Source organism: Pseudomonas saxonica, from assembly GCF_007858365.1.
Lineage (GTDB): Bacteria > Pseudomonadota > Gammaproteobacteria > Pseudomonadales > Pseudomonadaceae > Aquipseudomonas > Aquipseudomonas saxonica.
In genome coordinates, this window is record NZ_VFIO01000014.1 from 15,082 (window position 1) to 34,374 (window position 19,293).

The 19,293-nt window shown below is 58.1% G+C and carries 14 protein-coding genes; 13 read left to right on the forward strand and 1 reads right to left on the reverse strand.

Going from position 1 to position 19,293, the window contains the following annotated elements:
* Positions 1–24 precede the first annotated feature (24 nt).
* From FJD38_RS22255 to FJD38_RS22295, 9 genes are all read left to right on the forward strand, one after another.
* Positions 25–963: a sulfonate ABC transporter substrate-binding protein gene (locus FJD38_RS22255; RefSeq protein ID WP_122784248.1), complete on the forward strand. Its 939-nt coding sequence runs from the start codon at positions 25–27 to the stop codon at positions 961–963.
* A gap of 255 nt (positions 964–1,218) precedes the next feature.
* Entirely contained in the window at positions 1,219–1,755 is a 537-nt protein-coding gene (locus FJD38_RS22260) for a (2Fe-2S)-binding protein (protein WP_146387602.1), read from the forward strand.
* Positions 1,755–2,753, forward strand: coding sequence for an FAD binding domain-containing protein (locus tag FJD38_RS22265; RefSeq protein WP_122784246.1), 999 nt, complete (start codon positions 1,755–1,757; stop codon positions 2,751–2,753). The genes FJD38_RS22260 and FJD38_RS22265 overlap by 1 nt, the downstream gene beginning before the upstream one ends.
* On the forward strand, positions 2,750–4,969 hold the full coding sequence (locus FJD38_RS22270; RefSeq protein WP_146387604.1) for a xanthine dehydrogenase family protein molybdopterin-binding subunit: 2,220 nt from the start codon (positions 2,750–2,752) through the stop codon (positions 4,967–4,969). Before FJD38_RS22265 ends, FJD38_RS22270 begins: the two co-directional genes overlap by 4 nt.
* A complete protein-coding gene (locus FJD38_RS22275) occupies positions 4,956–5,951 on the forward strand; it encodes an XdhC family protein (RefSeq protein ID WP_146387606.1) in 996 nt (331 codons plus the stop codon). Before FJD38_RS22270 ends, FJD38_RS22275 begins: the two co-directional genes overlap by 14 nt.
* 1,160 nt (positions 5,952–7,111) lie before the next feature.
* Positions 7,112–8,824 carry an FAD-dependent monooxygenase gene (locus FJD38_RS22280; RefSeq protein ID WP_146387608.1) on the forward strand — a complete coding sequence of 571 codons (1,713 nt, stop codon included), beginning with the start codon at positions 7,112–7,114 and terminating at the stop codon, positions 8,822–8,824.
* On the forward strand, positions 8,821–9,003 hold the full coding sequence (locus FJD38_RS22285) for a DUF2783 domain-containing protein (RefSeq protein ID WP_146387610.1): 183 nt from the start codon (positions 8,821–8,823) through the stop codon (positions 9,001–9,003). Before FJD38_RS22280 ends, FJD38_RS22285 begins: the two co-directional genes overlap by 4 nt.
* Positions 9,004–9,045: 42 nt before the next feature.
* Positions 9,046–10,359, forward strand: coding sequence for an MFS transporter (locus FJD38_RS22290; protein WP_146387612.1), 1,314 nt, complete (start codon positions 9,046–9,048; stop codon positions 10,357–10,359).
* 6 nt (positions 10,360–10,365) lie between these two features.
* The gene (locus FJD38_RS22295; protein WP_146387614.1) at positions 10,366–11,184 is read left to right on the forward strand and encodes a helix-turn-helix transcriptional regulator; all 819 of its coding nucleotides are present in this window, start codon (positions 10,366–10,368) and stop codon (positions 11,182–11,184) included.
* Between the two features lie 85 nt (positions 11,185–11,269).
* On the opposite strand, the gene FJD38_RS22300 is transcribed toward FJD38_RS22295, so the two are convergent.
* Positions 11,270–12,184, reverse strand: a complete 915-nt coding sequence (locus FJD38_RS22300) for a LysR family transcriptional regulator (protein WP_122786479.1) — start codon at positions 12,182–12,184, stop codon at positions 11,270–11,272.
* A gap of 264 nt (positions 12,185–12,448) precedes the next feature.
* On the opposite strand from FJD38_RS22300, the gene FJD38_RS22305 reads away from it, so the two are divergent.
* From FJD38_RS22305 to FJD38_RS22320, 4 genes are all read left to right on the forward strand, one after another.
* Entirely contained in the window at positions 12,449–13,471 is a 1,023-nt protein-coding gene (locus FJD38_RS22305; protein ID WP_122786478.1) for a zinc-dependent alcohol dehydrogenase family protein, read from the forward strand.
* Positions 13,472–13,776: 305 nt separating this feature from the next.
* On the forward strand, positions 13,777–15,225 hold the full coding sequence (locus FJD38_RS22310) for a hypothetical protein (RefSeq protein WP_146387616.1): 1,449 nt from the start codon (positions 13,777–13,779) through the stop codon (positions 15,223–15,225).
* Positions 15,226–15,373: 148 nt separating this feature from the next.
* The gene (locus FJD38_RS22315) at positions 15,374–17,026 is read left to right on the forward strand and encodes a VRR-NUC domain-containing protein (RefSeq protein ID WP_146387618.1); all 1,653 of its coding nucleotides are present in this window, start codon (positions 15,374–15,376) and stop codon (positions 17,024–17,026) included.
* The gene (locus tag FJD38_RS22320) at positions 17,023–19,275 is read left to right on the forward strand and encodes an ATP-dependent DNA helicase (RefSeq protein ID WP_146387620.1); all 2,253 of its coding nucleotides are present in this window, start codon (positions 17,023–17,025) and stop codon (positions 19,273–19,275) included. The genes FJD38_RS22315 and FJD38_RS22320 overlap by 4 nt, the downstream gene beginning before the upstream one ends.
* Positions 19,276–19,293: the final 18 nt, after the last annotated feature.

The following is a 19,293-nucleotide window of genomic DNA, read 5'->3' on the forward strand; positions in this document are numbered from 1 at the left end:
CCAGACTTCAGCAGCGAGACAATCATGAAACTTCGCACCCTTTTATTTAGCGGGTTGGCACTGTTCAGCCTGACAAACGCCGCGCTGGCCGCAGACCCGGCAACCCTGAGAATCGGCTACCAGAAAGGCTCGATTGCCTTGTTGCTCGCCAAAGAGCATGGCCTGCTGGACAAACGCTTTCCTCACACGGCCGTGCAGTGGATTGAGTTTCCCGCCGGGCCGCAGATGCTCGAAGCGCTTAACGTCAATGCGCTGGACATAGGATCCACCGGAGACATCCCGCCGCTGTTCGCCCAGGCAGCGGGGGCCGATCTGGTCTACATCGGCGCCGAACCGGCAAAACCACAGGCGGAAACCCTACTGGTTCGCGGCGACAGCCCGCTTAACACCGTTGCCGACCTTAAAGGCAAGAAAGTGGCCTTTCAGCGCGGGTCCAGCTCACACAACCTGATCCTGAGGGCGTTGAACAAGGCCGGGCTGAGCTATCAGGACATCCAGCCCGTGAACCTGCCGCCTGCGGATGCTCGCGCTGCCTTCGAGCAGGGCAGCGTCGATGCCTGGGCCACATGGGAGCCTTATTCCTCGTTGGCCTTAAGTCAGGGCAATGCCCGTGTGCTGGCCAACGGTGAAGGGCTGGGCCTGTCAGGCCCCGTGTACACGGCCCGGCGAGCTTATGCCAATGCCAACGGCGCCTTTGTTCACGCATTGCTGGATGAATTGACTGACGCTGAAGCGCTGACCCGCAGCCAGCGGCAAGAAAGCCTCAAGGTGATCCAAAAATACATGGGGCTGCCCGATGCAGTGATTGCCAGCTACCTCGACAATCGGCCGCCATCTCCGGTGCTACCGATTGATCAAAGCATCATCAATGCGCAGCAAGTAACGGCGGATCTGTTTTATCAAAACAAGCTGCTGCCCAAAAAAATAGCGGTGCGTGATGCGGTATGGCAGGCCGCAGACTGAGCCGCACTCGGGGAGAAATGGGCCAGCCTCCCGAATACAGGGTGTCGAAAAGACAGGCCCGCACGTGGCACACGTGCGGGTTTGGCGATTTTAAATGAACTGCACACGAAACTAATTGCGTCTGGCATACCTCCATTACTTACCGACCCTCACCGACAACACCGGACGTAAGTGTGGTTTGACCTGACGTAGTCGCCTTTTGGAGGGTACGTGTAACCGCTCTGTACGTGTCCCCCTTGGCCAAAGGTGACCCTGATGACAGAACACCAAACAACCCTGCGTCTCAAAGAAGACACACCCAGCCCTGCCGGGAATGATCACAGCATAAAACTTCAGATAAACGGGCAGGTGTACCCCCTTGATGTGCCCGCCAATGCCATTTTGCTCGATGTGGTACGCGATCGCTTGCAACTGACCGGCACCAAAAAGGGCTGTGACCACGGCCAATGCGGGGCCTGTACGTTGCTCGTCAATGGTGTGGCCATCAACTCGTGCCTGTCACTGGCAGTTCAACATGATGGCGATAGCATCACCACCATCGAGGGGCTGGCCGAGGGCGATGCGCTGCATCCCGTGCAACAGGCCTTTTGGGAGCACGATGCCTTCCAATGCGGCTACTGCACCACAGGGCAGATCATGAGTGCAGTGGCCTTGCTCAATGACCCGGACAGTGCGGCGGACGATGCCAGTGTCAGGGAGGCCATGAGTGGCAATATCTGCCGCTGCGGTGCGTATAAAAACATCCTCGCGGCCGTGCAGTCGGCGCGCGTCAAAATGGCCGGGGGTGTCTGATGCAGACTTTCGATTACGTCCGGGCGCAGTCTTGCGCCCATGCAATAAATACAGCATCGACCCTTGAGCTGACCCGGTACCTGGCCGGTGGCACCACGCTTCTGGATCTGATGAAGCTGGATGTGGTCAAAGCCGACCACTTGGTCGATATCAACCGATTGCCCTTGCAGCAGGTTGAGACCCTGGACGACGGTCGCTTGCGCATCGGGGCGTTGGTCAGCAATACCGCGCTGGCGCGTCATCCACAGGTATTGACGCATTACCCGGTGCTCGCTCAAGCCATCATGGCGGGGGCTTCCACTCAGCTGCGCAATAAAGCCACCACTGCCGGCAATGTGATGCAACGGGTGCGCTGCAATTATTTCCGCGATGGGGTTTCACCGTGCAATAAGCGCCAGCCCGGCTCGGGTTGCGCAGCGCTTGTGGGCCTCAATCGCAGTGTGCATGCGGTGCTGGGTACCAGTGATCACTGCATTGCCAGCCATCCTTCGGACATGTGTGTGGCCATCGCGGCCATTGGTGCGCACGTCACCCTGCAAAACCCGCAGGGGCAGTCGCGTGAAGTCAATTTTGCTGACTTTCATCTGCTGCCCGGCGACACACCGTGGCGCGAGCATGCGCTAGAGCCCCACGAACTGATTACCCATGTGACGCTGGATGCGCCGCTGTCTGCAAGTCGTTCAGGCTACCTGAAGCTTCGCGACCGCACGTCTTACCAGTTTGCTCTGGCATCAAGCGCCATCATTCTGGTGATGGATGGGCCAACCGTAGTAGAGGCGCGTATTGCCCTTGGCGGTGTGGCCACCAAGCCGTGGCGAGCCGTTGAAGCAGAACAGCAGCTCACCGGGCAAACACTCTCAGCGCAGCTCATCTCACAGGTGGCCGAGGTGGCTCTGAAAGACGCGCGGGCCTATGAGCATAACGCGTACAAAATCCCCCTCGGCCAGCAGGTCATTGCGCGCAACCTTCGCGACCTGACGGCGCAGGAGTCGGTATGAACGAATCCATTATCGGTGTTCCTCAACGCAGGATTGACGGGCAGCTCAAGGTCAGCGGCAAAGCTCGTTACGCCGCCGACCACCCCATGGTGGGCATGCTGTATGCCTATGGTGTCTACAGCACCATTGCGCGCGGTCAGATTCGCACCCTCGATGATGCAAAGGCGTTGAAAATGCCCGGTGTCGTCAGCATCGTGCATCATCTCAATTGCCCGACACTGCATCGCACGCCGGCCACGCCGATGGACATGGCGAAAATTCTCGAAGCCAGCAAGGTTGATGAGTTTCGCACTCCGTTCGAAGATGATCGCGTGTCCTATCCGGGGCAGTTTGTCGCGCTGGTGGTTGCCCAAACCTTTGAACAGGCCAGGGCCGCGGCGCATCAGGTGTCGGTGGAGTACGACGTTGCCGAGCCAATCACCAGCTTGACTGAAGGTCTGAAGGCGCAAACTCCTCAGAACGGGGCAGGCGGGCACACACGGGGCAAACCGGAACCCGCATTTGCCTCGGCCGCTAAAAAAATCGACGTGACTTACACCACGCCTGTTGAAAATCACAACCCGATGGAAATGCACGCGACCACTGCATGGTGGGAGGATGGACACCTTTTTGTGTACGAAAGCTCTCAGGGCGTGGTCAACCACCGTAATGTGCTGGCCAATGTCTTCGATTTACCGCCTGACCAGGTTGAGGTGCGTGCGCCTTTTATCGGTTCGGGTTTTGGCAGCAAGTTATGGCCGTGGCCGCATTCCGTTGCCGCCTGCGTTGCGGCGAAAATCACCGGGCGACCTGTGCAATTGATGCTGCCCAGAGCGCAGATGTTCACCACCAGCGGCCACCGCCCGCAAACCTCGCAACGCATGCGTCTGGCCACGGACGGTCAGGGCAAGCTGGTATCGCTGCGCCATGAGTCCATCAACAGCACGTCGACCACCGATGCCTACACCGAACCTTGTGCCAGCGTGACCAAAAGTCTGTACGCCTGCCCGAATGTGCTGGTCAGCCACAAAAACGTGCCGGTAAACCGTGGCACGCCCACCTCGATGCGTGCTCCCGGTGCCGCCCCCGGTTTATTTGCCCTGGAGTCGGCCATCGATGAAATGGCCTTGGCCAATGGCATCGACCCCCTGGATTTTCGCCTGCTCAATCGGGCAGCCAAGGATGAAAGTGTCGGCCTGCCGTGGTCCAGCAACCACCTTGAAGAAGCCATGAACGTTGCGGCGCAGAAAATTGGCTGGCAGCAGCGCAACCCTGAAATCGGCTCCATGCGCGACGGCGACGAAATCATTGGCTACGGCATGAGCGCGTGTAATTGGGAGGCTTCACAAGTGCCCACCGATGCCCGTGTGATGTTGCGTGCGGACGGTACGGCGTTGGCGCAATGCGGTCTGCAAGATATAGGCACCGGTACTTACACGGTGGTGGCACAGACCCTGAGTCAGTTGTCCGGGCTGGCGCTGGATCGCATTGAAGTGCAGTTGGGCAGTTCAGCGTACCCACCCGGCGCAATGTCTGGCGGATCGTGGGCAACGTCGAGTGTCATGCCCGCCATCGCCGGTGCGACCCGTCAAGCGCTGGACAACTTGAGGCAGATCGCCGTGTTGAAAGGGGCGCCCTTTGAAGGTCAAAAAACCGAAGCCCTTCACGTAGAAGATGGGCATTTAGTGTGTGGCGATCAGCGCGCCTCATTCGGCGACATCCTCGATTCGCAGCGGGTGGCTCACGCCGAAGGCACCTTCCAGAGCGGTGCTGCCAAAGCTGACACCTATTCCTTCAGATCATTTGGCGCACATTTTGTGGAAGTGCGTTGGGACCCCGGCATTTCGCGCTTGCGAGTGGCCCGCGTGGTCAGCGCCATTGACGTGGGCCAAGTGGTCAACCCGCTGGCTGCACGCAATCAGGTTGAAGGAGCAATTGTCATGGGCATCGGCATGGCGCTGTTTGAGGCCGGGGAGTACGATCCGAACAGCGGTTTACCGACTAACAATAATTTCGCTGAATACGTGGTACCGGTGCATGCCGACCAACCCGATATCGATATCACCCTGCTGGATTACCCTGACCTCAACTTCAGTGAGTTCGGGGCCCGCGGCATAGGTGAAATTGGGATCACCGGGTTGGCCGCGGCCATCGCCAATGCGGTGTATCACGCCACCGGCATACGTATCCGTGACTTGCCCATCACCAAGGAAAAATTAATGCATGGACTCGCTTGATCTACAGGTTGTGCAACGCGCTCAGGGTTGGCTAGCCGAGGGTAAATCCATCTGGCTGTGCACGGTTGTGTCTACCTTCGGCTCTGCACCGCGCGGCCCGGGCGCCATGCTGGTGGCGTTGACTTCAGGTGAGTACAGCGGCTCGCTGTCGGGCGGCTGCGTCGAAGAAGACTTTATGACGCGGCTCTCACACGGTCATTTTTCTGAACACAATCATGTTGTGCGTTACGGCGAGGGTGGGCTGGCACCCAATGTGGCCTTGCCCTGTGGCGGCGTACTGGACGTATTGATTGAGTACCTGGCCCCCGATGACGATACGTACGAACACCTCCAGGCCATGAAGTGCGCCTTGGGCGGGCAGTACCTGGCCACTCGAACGGTTCAGCTCGGCAGTTCGCGCAGATGCCTGGCGCGCAGCGATGAAAACGTGCCGAGGGTCACGCTAAAGGTCGATGAGGTTTCTATCAGGGTGGGCGCTGTGCGTCGGCTGGTGCTGGCCGGTCTGTCTCCGGTGGCCGAGTTTTGTGCCAGTTTTGCCTTGGCCTTGGGCTATGAAGTCATCCTGTGTGATCCAAGGCCAGAAGTCATCGACCGCTTTTCCATGCCCGGCGTGCAGGTACATAAACGCCTGCCATCAGTCTATATCGAAGAGAACGGCTGCCACGCCACCACCGCAGTGGTAGCGCTTACCCATGACCCTCGGCTGGACGACTTGACCCTGATGGAGGCGGTGCGAACCGACGCTTTTTACATTGGCGCCATGGGCTCTCAACGCACCAGTGCAAAAAGATTTGAGCGACTGGCGCGCATTGGCGGGCTCGACGCTCAGGCATTGGCACGTATCCATGCCCCGATCGGACTGCGCCTTGGCAGCAAAACCCCGGCAGAAATCGCCCTGGCCGTCATGGCTGACATACTGCGTGTCTCCAATGGCATCAGTCACTGCAACTACGCCACTCAGAACGCAGCGCAGCCCCTGTAGCCGCTGACGAGGAACGAAGGCTGCGATCGGCGGCGAAGCCGTCGTAAAACCTGACACACCGAGTCGTCCTATCTTGCGACCGCTGCGCGCTCGATCGCAGCCTTCGGCAGCTGCTACAGATCAACGTGTCTCTGCGAGAAGGCGCGTAGCCGTCGTAAAACCTGACACAGCGAGTCGTCCCATCTTGCGACCGCTTCGCGCTCGATCGCAGCCTTCGGCAGCGGCTACAGGTCAGGTGTAGCAGCTGACGAGGAACGAAGGCTGCGTTCGGCGGCGTAGCCGTCGTAAAACCTGACACACCGAAGTGTTCCATTTTGCGACCGCTTCGCGGCCGATCGCAGCCTTCGGCAGCTGCTACAGGTCAGGTGTAGCCGCTGACGAGGAACGAAGGCTGCGATCGGCGGCGTAGCCGTCGTAATACCTGACACACCGAGTCGTCCCATTTTGCGACCGCTTCTCGCCCGATCGCAGCCTTCGGCGGAGCATGGCGCGTAGCAGCTGACGAGGAACGAAGGCTGCGATCGGCGGCAAAGCCGTCGTAAAACCTGACACACCGAAGTGTTCCATCTTGCGACCGCTGCGCGCTCGAACGCAGCCTTCGGCAGCGGCTACAGGTCAGGTGTAGCCGCTGACGAGTAACGAAGCCGTCGTAAAACCTGATACAGCGAGTCGTCCCATCTTGCGACCGCTGCGCGCTCGATCGCAGCCTTCGGCAGCTGCTACAGGTTAATGTGTGGCTGCGAGCATGGCGGCGTAGCCGTCGTAAAACCTGACACACCGAAGTGTTCCATCTTGCGACCGCTGCGCGCCCGATCGCAGCCTTCGGCAGCGGCTACAGGTCAGGGTGTTGCTGCGCGTTTGGGTCGTGGGCTCATGCTCTGATGCATCTGTATCGATCAATCATGCAAAGAGCTTTCGTGGTAAGGCATTGATGACGCCGGATGCAATCCTAATAACTTTTCGAAAAGCCACTTGGTGGAGCAGACGCAGCGTCCTTGCGTGCTCCTCGGGTTAGTGGTTTCTGACAGCAGTTGAATATTTCGCGCTCCAGAAGAATGTCCCCTTCAGGGGACGTTACCCTGTGCGCTTGGGTTTAGAGTGGCCTGAGACAAAATTTGTCCCCGAGAACAATAAAACAATAAACCGGGAGCCACCGGACCATGCATCAGCCTCAAGTCGTACCTCATAAGTCCCTCTATTTTCCCTATCAGGTTTACCCTGCTTTCGTGCAATCCCCAGGCATCGCCACTCGCTCACCCGTGGTGATTGTGGGGGCGGGGCCCATTGGCCTGACGCTGGCGCTCGAACTGGCGCGCTACGGTGTCGGCAGTGTTGTCCTGGCGGCTCAGCAGCAGGTCTGTGAAGGGAGCCGTGCGATTGTTTTCACCCGTCGTTCCATGGAAATTTTTCAGCAAGTGGGGGTGTCCCAGGCAGTGGCCGAGCAGGGGCTGCCTTGGCGCTTCGGAAATTCGTACTACCGCGGCCAGCGGGTTTTTCGCATGGAGGCTCCGGTCGACGAGCATGATCGTTTTGCACCGATGACCAACCTGCAACAGCAATATCTGGAGCAGCATCTGGTGGCCGCAGCCCAGGCACAGCCGCTGATCGAACTGCGGTGGGGCAATAAAGTCATCGATATCGAGCAACGGCTCGACCATGCTGTGTTGCAAGTCGATACCCCGGGCGATGTTTATTCTCTGGAGGCCGATTGGGTTGTGGCCGCTGATGGCGCTCGCTCCGGACTGCGTTCCATGCTTGGGCTCAAGCTTGAGGGGGCGTCCTATGAAGGGCGCTTCGTGATTGCCGATATCCGCATCAAGCTCGATCTGCCGACTGAACGTCTGGCGTTTTTCGATCCCTCCTGGAACCCCGGCAATACCGTGTTGATGCACCGCGAGCCCGGCGATATCTGGCGCATCGATTACCAGTTGCCCGTGGACGAAACGCCCGAGCAGGCGTTGCACCCCGACTCCTTGCGTGAGCGCATCAATGCGCAACTGGCGATGCTCGGCGTCGAGAACCCGGAGTGGGAGCTGGATTGGAGTTCTGTGTACTCGGCCCGGGCGCTGACCCTGGCGCACTACATTAATGAGCGTGTGATTTTTGCTGGAGACGCGGCGCACCTGTTGCCGATCTTCGGTGTACGCGGCGCCAATACCGGGTTTCAGGATTGCCACGACCTGGGCTGGAAACTGGCACTGCACATCAAGGGGTTGGCCGGTGCCGGGCTGCTGGCCTCCTACAGTGAGGAGCGGGTCAAGGCTGCACGGGAAATCATTGAGGAGGCGGGCAAAAGCACTAGGTTCATGGCGCCGCCCAGTCGCGGCTATCGACTGTTACGCGATGCGGTGCTGTCGCTGTCGTTGACCCGGGAATTTGTACGCCCGCTGTACCACTGGCGAACCTCAAGAGCTCACGACTATGCCGATTCGCAGCTCAACGCGATGGACGACGATAATCGTTTATTCGTTGGCGGCCCGCGCAACGGTGCACCGTTACTCAATGTGCGTTTGGCCGAGCAGCACTATTTGTTCGACGAGCTGGCGCCCGCCTTTCATTTGCTTTGCTTCACCGACGCTGCGGCGCTCGATACCGAAGTGGTGGCGCAGGTTCAGGCTCTGCGCCACCAGGGACTGGCCATACAAGTGATCGCGATCGCCATGAGTGGGGTCGATCAGGTGCAACATGCCGACCTGACCCTGGCCGATACGGATGATCTGTTCAGTACGCGTTATGGCGTGCAGCACGCTGGCGCCGCCTATCTTGCGCGCCCGGATCAGCATGTCTGCGCCCGCTGGCTGCATCTGGATGGCGAGCGTTTGCGCCATGGTCTAAACCAGGCCCTTGGCCACAACGGGAGTAACCACCCATGAGTCAGTCAATGAACATGACAGACCTGGAGCGCGTCTATGATCGGCTCGCCGAGGCGATTGATTGTACGGGTCACAACAGTGAGTTGTTTCTGGTCAAGCTGGCGCTGCTGGCGGCAGAGTCGCTGAACGATATCGAGCGCTTCGACGCACTGATCGAGAGCGCCGTGCAGGACCTGTAAAACCTTTGCGTCAGCCAATAATTACAATAATAGGATCACCCAATGCCATCCCATCCTGCTGTGGCCCTTGGCGAGGAGGCCGGCGCTCATCCGCTGGTTATTGCCAAAGTCTCGAAACGCCTGTTGTGGTTTCTCTTCATCTGCTTCGTTTTTTCGTTTCTGGACCGTATCAATATCGGTTTTGCCGGGCTAACGATGATGGGCGACCTGGGGTTGAGCAGTACCCAGTTCGGCATGGCAACCACGATTTTCTATCTGGCCTATATCGCATGCGGTATCCCCAGCAACATCGTTCTGGCCAAACTCGGTGCCCGTCGCTGGATCGGTAGCCTGATGATCGCCTGGGGTTTGGCCTCGACCGCAACCCTGTTTGCGTATGACGCAACCAGCCTGTATTGGCTGCGTGCATTGGTTGGCATCACCGAGGCCGGGTTTCTGCCGGGTGTGCTGTTATATATGACGTTTTGGTTTCCTGCGGCATACCGGGCGCGGGCCAATGCGTTGTTCATGATCGCCATGCCATTTACCGCGGGCTTTGGCTCGGTCCTGTCCGGCAGCATTCTGGGACTGGATGGCCTCTGGGGGCTGGCAGGCTGGCAGTGGTTGTTTTTGCTGGAAGGGTTGCCCTGCGTCCTTCTCGGTCTGGCAGTGTACGGTTATCTGGACGATCAGCCGTCTCAGGCACGCTGGCTGAGCAACAATGAAAAGCTACAGCTGGCAGACTTGATGGAGCGCGACCGTCAGGCACCTTCGCCTCACGCGCATTGGGGCCGTGAGTTGCTGTCGCCCTCAGTGATTCTGTTCTGCCTGGTGTACTTTTGCCTGGTCAACACCTTGGCGATGATCGCGGTCTGGACCCCGTTGATCGTCAAGAGCTTCAGCGCTGGTCAGAGCAATACGCTGATCGGATTGTTGTCGGCAATTCCGCAAATATGCACCATTGTTGGCATGATCCTCTGGGGCCGACACTCGGACCTGACCCAAGAGCGGCGTTGGCACCTGGCCCTGCCAATGCTGCTGGCTGCAGTGGGCTGGTTCTGCACAGCCCTGTCGAGCGAACCCATCGTACAACTGGCAGGGGTTTGCATGGCGGCGACCGGCTCCTACACGGCCATGTCGATATTCTGGACCCTGCCGGATCGGTCATTGAGCTTTCAAGCCAGGGCAGTGGGCATCGCCGTGATTAACGCAGTCGGTAATCTGGGGTCGGCCCTAAACCCTTTAGTGATCGGCTGGCTAAAAGACCTGACCCATGCCTATACAGCCGGTTGCCTGTATGCCGCGCTGCTATTATTAGTCGCGGCCTTGCTGGTGCGCACGCTGCCCCACAAACCCCAACCTTCCTACGTGAGCTGACCCCCAATGAACCACTGGCTGCTCACCACCGCTTACCATCAGAGCCCATTGACGACGGGGCAAGTCGCGCATCTATTGGCTCGAGTGGGCGAGGACTGCCGGACCTGGCTGGCCGCAGAATTACTGACTCTGGTGCGGGGTGAGATGCCGTTGGCACAATGTACGATTTTCGCTTATCCGGAGGGCCAGGAACCGCAGGTATTATCGTGTTCCGATCAGGCCAGGCTTGTCCAGATATCGCGCATTTCCCGCGATTACGTGAAGCGCTTTCACAGCCTGGACGGCAACCGTCAGGCGATGCTCGGTCATCGAGCGAAATATGGAGGCGCGCGAATCCTGGCTCAACTTCAGTCAGTCGAGGACATCACCCACCGTGAATATCGGCGGGTCTGCTATGAACAGCCGCAAATTTCCCAGCGCATGGCCTTGCTCAATCATCAGGAAGAGGGCGGGGGCTGGCTGTCGATCAACTTCTATCGAGGTCGTGAGCACGGTAACTTCACTCAACGCGAGATCGAATTTATCGAGTCAATGGCACCCTTGCTGATTCAAGTCACACGATTGCACTATCGCGCGTATATCGAAGCCAATCAGATGCCGGCCTTACTGAGCCAGCGGGTCGAGCAGCTTTATCCTGAACTGACTCGGCGGGACCGAGAGTTGCTCAGGTATTTACTCAGTGGTCTGGGAGCGGAAGACATCGCGCCCTTGATGGGCATTCAGCGCTCAAGCGCCGCTACCTACATCAAGCGGATCTATCGCAAGGTAGGTGTCAGCGGATATCGAGAATTGCTGGGGCTTGTCGTGAGAGGTCGCTGGTCCTGAGTGTGCTCTGCATAGTTGAATAAACGAAGGTTTGACTACGCGCAGAGAGTCCGGATTGTTAGATAAAACGCTTGCCTGACAACGCCTAGAGACTCTCTGGATCCCCAAAAAACATTTGAATCCGCGAACGAAGCCAGCGTTCACCCGGGTCGTTGTCCTGGGCGCCGCGCCAGGCCATGTGCAATTCAAAGCTTTGCATCTCTATTGGAGGGTCTTCGGCCCGCACGCCACCCGCGGCGGTCAAGGCCTGGGCCGTATAGTCCGGCACGGTGGCAATGATGTCGGTGCCGGCCAGCAAGGTGCTCAGACCATTAAACTGCGGTACCGCCAGCACCACATGACGCTTGCGCCCGAGTTTCTCCAGCTCAACATCAATAAAGCCGCTCAAGTCACCCGCAAAGGAGACCAGTGCGTGGGGGCGGGCACAGAAGTCGTCCAGGCTCATCGGCCCCGGCATGGTGTCAGCCCGCAGCAGTTTGGGCTTGCTGCGCCTTAGTACTTTGCGCTTGGCGTTGGCGGGCAGGTCGCTGGTGTAACTGACGCCCACCGAAATTTCGCCAGAGGCCAGCAACGGCGGCATCAATATGTAGTTGACCCGGCGGATGACCAGCACGATGCCCGGCGCCTCGGCGCGCAAGCGCTTAAGCAGCAAAGGCAGCAGGGCGAACTCTACGTCATCGGACAAACCAATGCGGAACACCGAGGTGCTGGTGGCCGGGTTGAACTCTGCGGCACGGCTGACAGCGGTTGAAATCGAGTCCAATGCCGGGGACAGCAAAGCGAAAATCTCGGTCGCCCGTGCCGTAGGCTCCATGCTGCGGCCGGTGCGCACAAACAGTGGGTCGTCAAACAAACCGCGCAGGCGTGAGAGCGCCGCGCTGATGGCAGGCTGCCCCAGAAACAGCTTTTCGGCCGCTCGGGTCACACTGCGCTCATGCATCAGGGTTTCAAAGACGATCAACAAATTCAGATCGACGCGACGCAAGTCGTTACGGTTCATCTGGCAGACTTCGCAGGCGGATCAACGGTAGAAGGGTAAGGATCTTACTGACAAAACCGATAGATCGTCACTCTGAAGATAGGATTTCGCGTTTTTATGTGTGAGAAACGTGCGAATCTTGAGCAGGAAACCCGGCTTTCCGGATGTAGAAAATGCCTGCGGATCAATGTCAGGCATGTCGACTATTAATGCTGTCTGTTAGTCTTGCTCACAAAGCCCGGATAAAGTCCCGTGGTATTAGCGATTAATTAAGCGAGGTTTGCAATGTCGCGCACGATCCGTTTTCACAAGTTTGGCCCGGCCGAGGTGCTCCAGTGCGAAGAGCACGAAGTCGCTGCGCCTGCGCCCGGCGAAGTGCAGGTGCGTGTCGAAGCGATTGGTATCAGCTGGTATGACGTGCTTTGGCGGCAAAACCTGGCCCCGAGCCCGGCACGTTTGCCGGCCGGTATCGGCCATGAAATGGCCGGTGTTGTGACCGCCGTCGGGGCAGGGGTTGATGATCTTGCCGTGGGCGACAAAGTGGCCAGTTTTCCCGGTCAGAGTGCCAACGATTACCCGACCTATGGCGAATTGATCGTCATGCCGCGCTCCACCCTGACGCGCTACCCAGATGTGTTGACGCCGGTTGAAGCCAGCGTGCATTACACGCCGCTGTTAATCGCTTATTTCGCGTATGTCGACCTGGCGCGGGTAAAGGCTGGGCAAACGGTGCTGATTACCGATGCCAGCCACTGTTCTGGCCCTTCATTCGTGCAGTTGGGCAAGGCGCTTGGGGTCAACGTCATCGCGGCCACAAAAAATGCGGATGAGCGCGAGTCCCTGCTTAAGCTCGGTGCTGACAAGGTGATCGTCACTGAGGAACAAGACCTGTTGCTGGAGATCAACAAGATCACTCACGACAAAGGTGTCGATGTGGTCATGGATGGCCTTGGTGGCCCACAGATGTCAGTGCTGGGTGATGTGCTGGCGCCCCGTGGCAGCCTTGTGCTCTATGGACTGCAAGGGGGCAATCACACTCCCTTTCCGGCCTGTGCAGCGTTTCAGAAGAACATTCAGTTCTTTGTGCACTGCATCGGTAATTTCACCGGCAAACCGGAGCTGGGCATCACCCAGGATGAGCAAGCCATGCAGCGTGCCCTGCGCGAGATCAACCAGCTGACGGCTGACCGGGTGCTGTTGCCTCTGGAAGTAAAAGTCTTTCCGTTTGAGGCCTTTGTAGACGCCCATCGCTATATGGATGATTGCCCATGTCGCGGCCGGGTTGCGTTGCAATTACCCAGTAACTGAAAGGCGGCATAACCTTTCATGAAAAACGCCTTCGAGCCGTGAGTTCGAGGGCGTTTTTGTGTATATACCCTCGGAAAAATGGATACTCACGGCCGCACCAAACCCCTGCCAAGTGCCGTCTTTAGCTGCTTTTATATTCGTATGGATAATTTAAAAATCAATTTGCATCCATTTGGTTTTGTTTTTTGTAGGGATATTCCTCTGCGGATGTGCGGTGCATCTGTAACGGATTGAAACCACAAGTTAATTGTGGGCGTTCCCGGTGCAGCTGCCGATAATAAAGCGCTCACATGGAGGGATGCCCTATGAACAATTTTCATGAACAAGCCATGAGCTTTGTTTATCAGCAAGTGCTGCATCGGTTACAGGGGTTTCTGGAACGTACCGAGCGCATTGCCTTGCAGCTGTTGATTCAGCGATTACTGGTGGCTGCCGGTGGCCTGGAGCGACTCGCCCAGTACCGGGTCATGGTTGTTCTTGAAGGGGGCAGGGAATGCGCCTATACACTGGCTTTTTTGCGTGCCGCTCAGTTGAGTATTGCGGGGCGCTATCCAGACACGTTCATATTGCGCGTGGCCATTTTGCACCAGCCTCGCCTCACGCCCAGGGTGTTGGAGCGGATACAGACTCAATGCAGTGAGTTGTTCCTGTATGACGACCATCGCGTCGAGTTGCTGTTCGTCAATGACAAGGGGGTTCGCAGGCTGGATAAACCTCTGGGCGGCATTCATAAACCTTGCGCCACCAACAGGACAATGATGCTGATGTCCGGCCATTTGACCCGGGGTGATGCGCGAGGGACTTTTTTTTATGCTGATTTGCTGGCGCGGGCAAAGCTCTTCAGCAGTGCCTTTGAATGGGGGCAACCGGCAGATGCCTTGATCGATCGGCGCCCGCCCAGGCATCTGGCTAGATACATGGCCTGGATTCAGCGTGTCGCCAGCCAGCGGGGGCATGCCGGCCAGCCGGTCAATGGCGATGATCTGCAAACCTCCGTCAGGCTGTGTTCCTTTCTCGACGACGACTACAAGGACGTCTTGTGCCTGCCGCCCACTGATCAACCCTGCAACCCCTTTACTGACGATACAAAAATAGCCGTGCTCAATGTCTTTGATTGCCTCTTCACCGACATAGACATGTTCAATTCAAGGTTGCTCACTTACCTGCACGGCTCGTTTGCCCTCAAAGACCTGGATATAGAAGAGCCACAAGTGGCGGTGATAGTGCTGGCTGCGCACCTTCAGGGGTTGCGTGCGGCCTGTGAACAACGCCTGAGCTATAGAGCCGCCGTTGAACTGTACTGGCAGCAGGCTGCGACTCAATACCCCCCGAACGAACGCCTCAAAGGTCAACTCATCAAGCTCCTGGGGACCGCGTTCAACACCCCGAGACGAATAGACCAAATGCGCCTGATAACGGCTCGATACCTGGATGAATTGCACGGTGTTAGCGACGTGCAGCTGGGCTGTTTTATCTACTCGCCCTTTATCAATGAAGGTCAGAACCTTGAGCTGTTTCTACGCAACTGTTACCCCGAGAAACTGCCATTCATCAATGAGTACCACCAAATGATGATGCATAAGCCGCTTTCGACGCCGGTTGACGTGACCTGGCTTGAGCATGTCAGTGGCTTGCCCCTGAGCTCGATTCAGGTGCTGTATCGCATGCAACACGTCCAGTTCCGCGAGGACGACTCCTTAATGACGTCACTGTGGGCCAGCGATCCGCACAAGCAGCCGTGGGCATTGGTTTAGACGTATCCGCCTGATGACTATGTGCCTGTCTGCCGCTTTGACAGGCGCCACGCAAGGCAACCGCTCATCCCTTCGGGTTGCCAGAGCGGTGAGCAAACTGCTATCTGTACGCATATCCAGTACCTAAAGTCAGTGGTTTGTTCTGCCTGTGATTTCCAATCCCCTTGAAGACCCCTTTTATTACCTGAAAAACTTTGATCATGTGCTCGGCTGGATTTCGGCGCGCTATGACGATGTATTAACGGTTGAAGAGCAGCAGTTCATCGCCGAGTTTGGCCAGTTGCCCAGCGCATCCCAAGCGCTGTGGGTGCGGATGGTCATGCGCAAAGGTCAGCATTTTCGGGCCAGCAAGCTCAGCTACCCGGAAATTGGCGACATCAGCCAGGCGGCGGCCCCTCTGCTGGGTGTGGGCTGGCTCAACGATCAGGCACCGCTCGCACTGCCAGAGGTGTTTGAGGTATTGAGCAAGCCCGAGATTCACGCCCGCTTTAGCTTGCATATCGCCAGGCCCAAGGCCAAAAAAGATCAATGGCTGGAAGACCTTGCGCCTCAATTCCCTCAAGTTCAGAGCCTCAGTCAGTGGCATCCCGCACTGGCGGAACAGCTTTACAGCCTGAGCCATCGTGAATTGTGTGATCGTCTGCGGCTGATGTTTTTTGGCAATCTGAGCCAGAGTTGGGCCGATCTTGTGCTGGCCGACCTTGGCCTGTTTACCTACGAGAAGGTTGCGTTCAGCCCGCAGTCACGGGCGCTGGCTTGTCGCGAAGACATTGAAGGCTATGTGCACCTGTACCGCTGCCGTGAGCAATTTGAAGCCGGTGCCGAGGTGATTGACGTACTGCCTCACGTATTGGAATACCGCGTGAACAATCCCTGGCTACAGCGCCGGCGTGAGCGTTTGTTGTTCATGCTGGGCCAGCACTGCGAGCGTGCGGGAGAACTGAGCCAGGCCCTTCAGATCTATCGGCATGGCCAGCATCCGGAGGCGCGGGTGCGCACGATCAGGGTGCTGGAGCGGCTGGGCCAGACGTCAGAGGCTTTGGCCCTGGCAGAGGCGGCAGAGCAGGCGCCCGGCAATGACGCCGAGCATCAACAGCTGCTGCGCATGCTGCCGCGCTTACGGCGCAGCCTTGGGCTGGCTGCGCGCGCAAAAGCCAAGCCGCGCAGTTATGAGCGCCTTGATCTGGTGTTGCCGCACGAGGCTGCAATGTCTGTGGAGTGCAGGGTCGCCACCCATCTGCACGGGCCTGAACAGCCGGTGCACTATGTCGAAAACACGCTGATCAATGCGCTGTTCGGCCTGCTGTGCTGGTCAGCGATCTTCGCGCCGCTGCCAGGTGCGTTTTTCCATCCGTACCAGAGTGGCCCGGCTGACTTGTTGGACGAGGACTTTTACCTGCGTCGTAGCGAGCTGTTTGATGCCTGCCTGCAACAGCTTGACGATGGACGCTACACGGACACCATACACGCGGCCTACGTGGCCAAATTTGGCGTTCAATCGCCTTTTGTGGCCTGGAACTGTCTGAGTCGATCCTTGCTTGATGAGGCTTTGCACTGCCTGCCGCCTGCGCACTTGAAGGTCTGGTTCAGGCGTTTGTTGCAGGACATAAAAGCCAACCGTACCGGCATGCCCGACCTTATCCAGTTTTGGCCGGCGCAAAAGACCTATCGCATGATTGAAGTCAAAGGCCCGGGTGATCGTCTGCAAGATAACCAGCTGCGGTGGTTGACGCTGTGTGAGCAGCACAACATGCCGGTGACCGTGTGCTACGTGCAGTGGCAGGATGTGGCGCACGCATGACGTATCGCATCGCAGTGCGTGCCTTGTGCGAGTTCACGGCCAAGGCCGGTGATCTGGATTTGCGCTTTACCCCATCGCCCACGGCGCAACAGGGCATCGCCGGGCATCGCACGGTCGCGTCACGGCGCAGCGTCGGTTATCAGGCCGAAATGAGCCTGCAAGGTGAATACGCCGGCGTGCAGGTACGGGGCAGGGCAGACGGCTATGACCCGCTGGGCAATGTGCTGGAAGAAGTCAAAACCTATCGTGGTGATTTTACCGCCATCCCGGCCAATCACCGTCAACTGCATTGGGCTCAGGCTCGGGTATATGGCTGGCTGGTGTGCCAAAGCCTGCAATTACCCGAGGTCAATATCGCGCTGGTGTATTTCGATATTGTCAGCGAAAAGGAAACACGTCTTCAGGAGACCTGGACTGCTGGGCAGTTACAGGGGTTTTTCAATCAGCAATGCACCCTTTTCGGGGCTTGGGCCGAACAGGAAGCGCAGCATCGGCAGGTGCGGGATGATGTGGCCCGCACGCTGGCATTTCCCCATGCCCAGTTTCGCACTGGCCAACGCGCGCTGGCTGAAGCCGTCTACAAGACCGCCAGTGGCGGCCGCTGCCTTATGGCGCAAGCTCCCACGGGGATAGGCAAAACCATTGGCACCTTGTTTCCCCTGCTCAAGGCCATGCCCGTCAAGCAGTTGGACAAAGTGCTGTTCTTGACCGCCAAGACACCGGGGCGAAAGCTGGCCCTCGACTCGCTGCAGGTGCTCTATCCACGCGCCTTGGATGCACCCTTGCGAGTACTGGAACTGGTCGCGCGGGACAAGGCCTGCGAATACCCCGCCAACGCCTGCAATGGCGACGCTTGCCCGTTGGCCAAAGGCTTTTATGACCGCTTGCCTGCAGCGCGACAGGCGGCGGTTGCGCAATCAACCCTGGACCAACAGACACTGCGCGACGTCGCCCTGGCGCACCAGGTCTGCCCGTATTACTTGAGTCAGGAAATGGCACGCTGGGCGGATGTGATCATTGCCGACTACAACTATTACTTCGACTTTACGGCGTTGTTGTACGGGCTTGCGCAGGCCAATCAGTGGCAGGTCGGGACATTGGTGGACGAAGCGCACAATCTGGTCGAGCGCGCCCGCCAGATGTACAGCGCAAGCCTCGACCAGCAAAGCCTCAACCGCGTTCGGCAAAACGCCCCGGCAGTGCTGGACAAGTCGTTCAAGCGCCTTAACCGGGAGTGGAATGCCCTGCACAAGGAGCAAATCGGGCCTTATCAGGTGCACTCACATTTGCCGGCCAAGTGGCTGAATGCCCTGAGTGGTTGCATCACTGCCATCGGCGACTACCTTAACGACCACCCGCAAGGGCTTGCCGGTGATTTGCAAAGCTTTTACTTCGAAGCCCTGCAATTCAACCGTGTGGCAGAGCTCTTTGACGGGCATTTTTTGTTTGACGTCAGCCTGCATGAGCACGGCAAACGTCGGCTGTCCCAGCTCAACCTGCGCAACATTGTGCCTGCGGCCTTTATCGGCCCACGGCTGGGCAGTGCGCAAAGCAATGTGCTGTTTTCGGCCACCTTGAGCCCGCGAACCTATTACGCCAACTTGCTGGGTTTACCGGCCGACACCGTGTGGATCGATGTCGAGTCGCCCTTCAACGAGCGGCAACTGGCCGTTCATGTGGTAAGCGAAATATCCACGCGCTTCAACCATCGTCAGGCCTCTCTGGGCCCTATTGTGGAGTTGATCGCCCGCCAGTTTGAGGAGAGACGCGGTAACTATCTGGCCTTTTTCAGCAGCTTTGATTACCTGCAGCAAGTGGCCCAACTGCTGGCCGAGCGCTATCCGCACATTGCGCAGTGGGTGCAATCACGGCGTATGGATGAGGCGGCGCGCCAGGGGTTTCTCGATCAATTCACCCACGCCAGTCAGGGCATCGGCTTTGCCGTATTGGGCGGCGCGTTTGGTGAAGGCATTGACCTGCCCGGCGCGCGATTGATTGGCGCATTCGTCGCAACCCTTGGGCTGGCTCAACTGAACCCGGTCAATGAACAGATCAAACAACGCATGGCAGCGCTGTTCGGCGCCGGCTATGACTACACCTACCTGTACCCGGGCGTGCAAAAAGTGGTGCAAGCCGCAGGGCGGGTGATTCGCACCCAAAGCGATCAAGGCACGCTGTTTTTGATCGACGACCGTTTTGCCGAGTACAAGGTGCAGCAACTATTGCCCAGTTGGTGGCGACTGGGTTGACCTGCGACCTTATGGCAC

What these genes read in the sequence shown, in the direction of transcription:
- FJD38_RS22255 (WP_122784248.1), top strand. Translation starts at nt 25, where the DNA reads ATGAAACTTCGCACCCTTTTATTTAGCGGGTTGGCACTGTTCAGCCTG.
- FJD38_RS22260 (WP_146387602.1), top strand. Translation starts at nt 1,219, where the DNA reads ATGACAGAACACCAAACAACCCTGCGTCTCAAAGAAGACACACCCAGC.
- FJD38_RS22265 (WP_122784246.1), top strand. Translation starts at nt 1,755, where the DNA reads ATGCAGACTTTCGATTACGTCCGGGCGCAGTCTTGCGCCCATGCAATA.
- FJD38_RS22270 (WP_146387604.1), top strand. Translation starts at nt 2,750, where the DNA reads ATGAACGAATCCATTATCGGTGTTCCTCAACGCAGGATTGACGGGCAG.
- FJD38_RS22275 (WP_146387606.1), top strand. Translation starts at nt 4,956, where the DNA reads ATGGACTCGCTTGATCTACAGGTTGTGCAACGCGCTCAGGGTTGGCTA.
- FJD38_RS22280 (WP_146387608.1), top strand. Translation starts at nt 7,112, where the DNA reads ATGCATCAGCCTCAAGTCGTACCTCATAAGTCCCTCTATTTTCCCTAT.
- FJD38_RS22285 (WP_146387610.1), top strand. Translation starts at nt 8,821, where the DNA reads ATGAGTCAGTCAATGAACATGACAGACCTGGAGCGCGTCTATGATCGG.
- FJD38_RS22290 (WP_146387612.1), top strand. Translation starts at nt 9,046, where the DNA reads ATGCCATCCCATCCTGCTGTGGCCCTTGGCGAGGAGGCCGGCGCTCAT.
- FJD38_RS22295 (WP_146387614.1), top strand. Translation starts at nt 10,366, where the DNA reads ATGAACCACTGGCTGCTCACCACCGCTTACCATCAGAGCCCATTGACG.
- FJD38_RS22300 (WP_122786479.1), bottom strand. Translation starts at nt 12,184, where the DNA reads ATGAACCGTAACGACTTGCGTCGCGTCGATCTGAATTTGTTGATCGTC.
- FJD38_RS22305 (WP_122786478.1), top strand. Translation starts at nt 12,449, where the DNA reads ATGTCGCGCACGATCCGTTTTCACAAGTTTGGCCCGGCCGAGGTGCTC.
- FJD38_RS22310 (WP_146387616.1), top strand. Translation starts at nt 13,777, where the DNA reads ATGAACAATTTTCATGAACAAGCCATGAGCTTTGTTTATCAGCAAGTG.
- FJD38_RS22320 (WP_146387620.1), top strand. Translation starts at nt 17,023, where the DNA reads ATGACGTATCGCATCGCAGTGCGTGCCTTGTGCGAGTTCACGGCCAAG.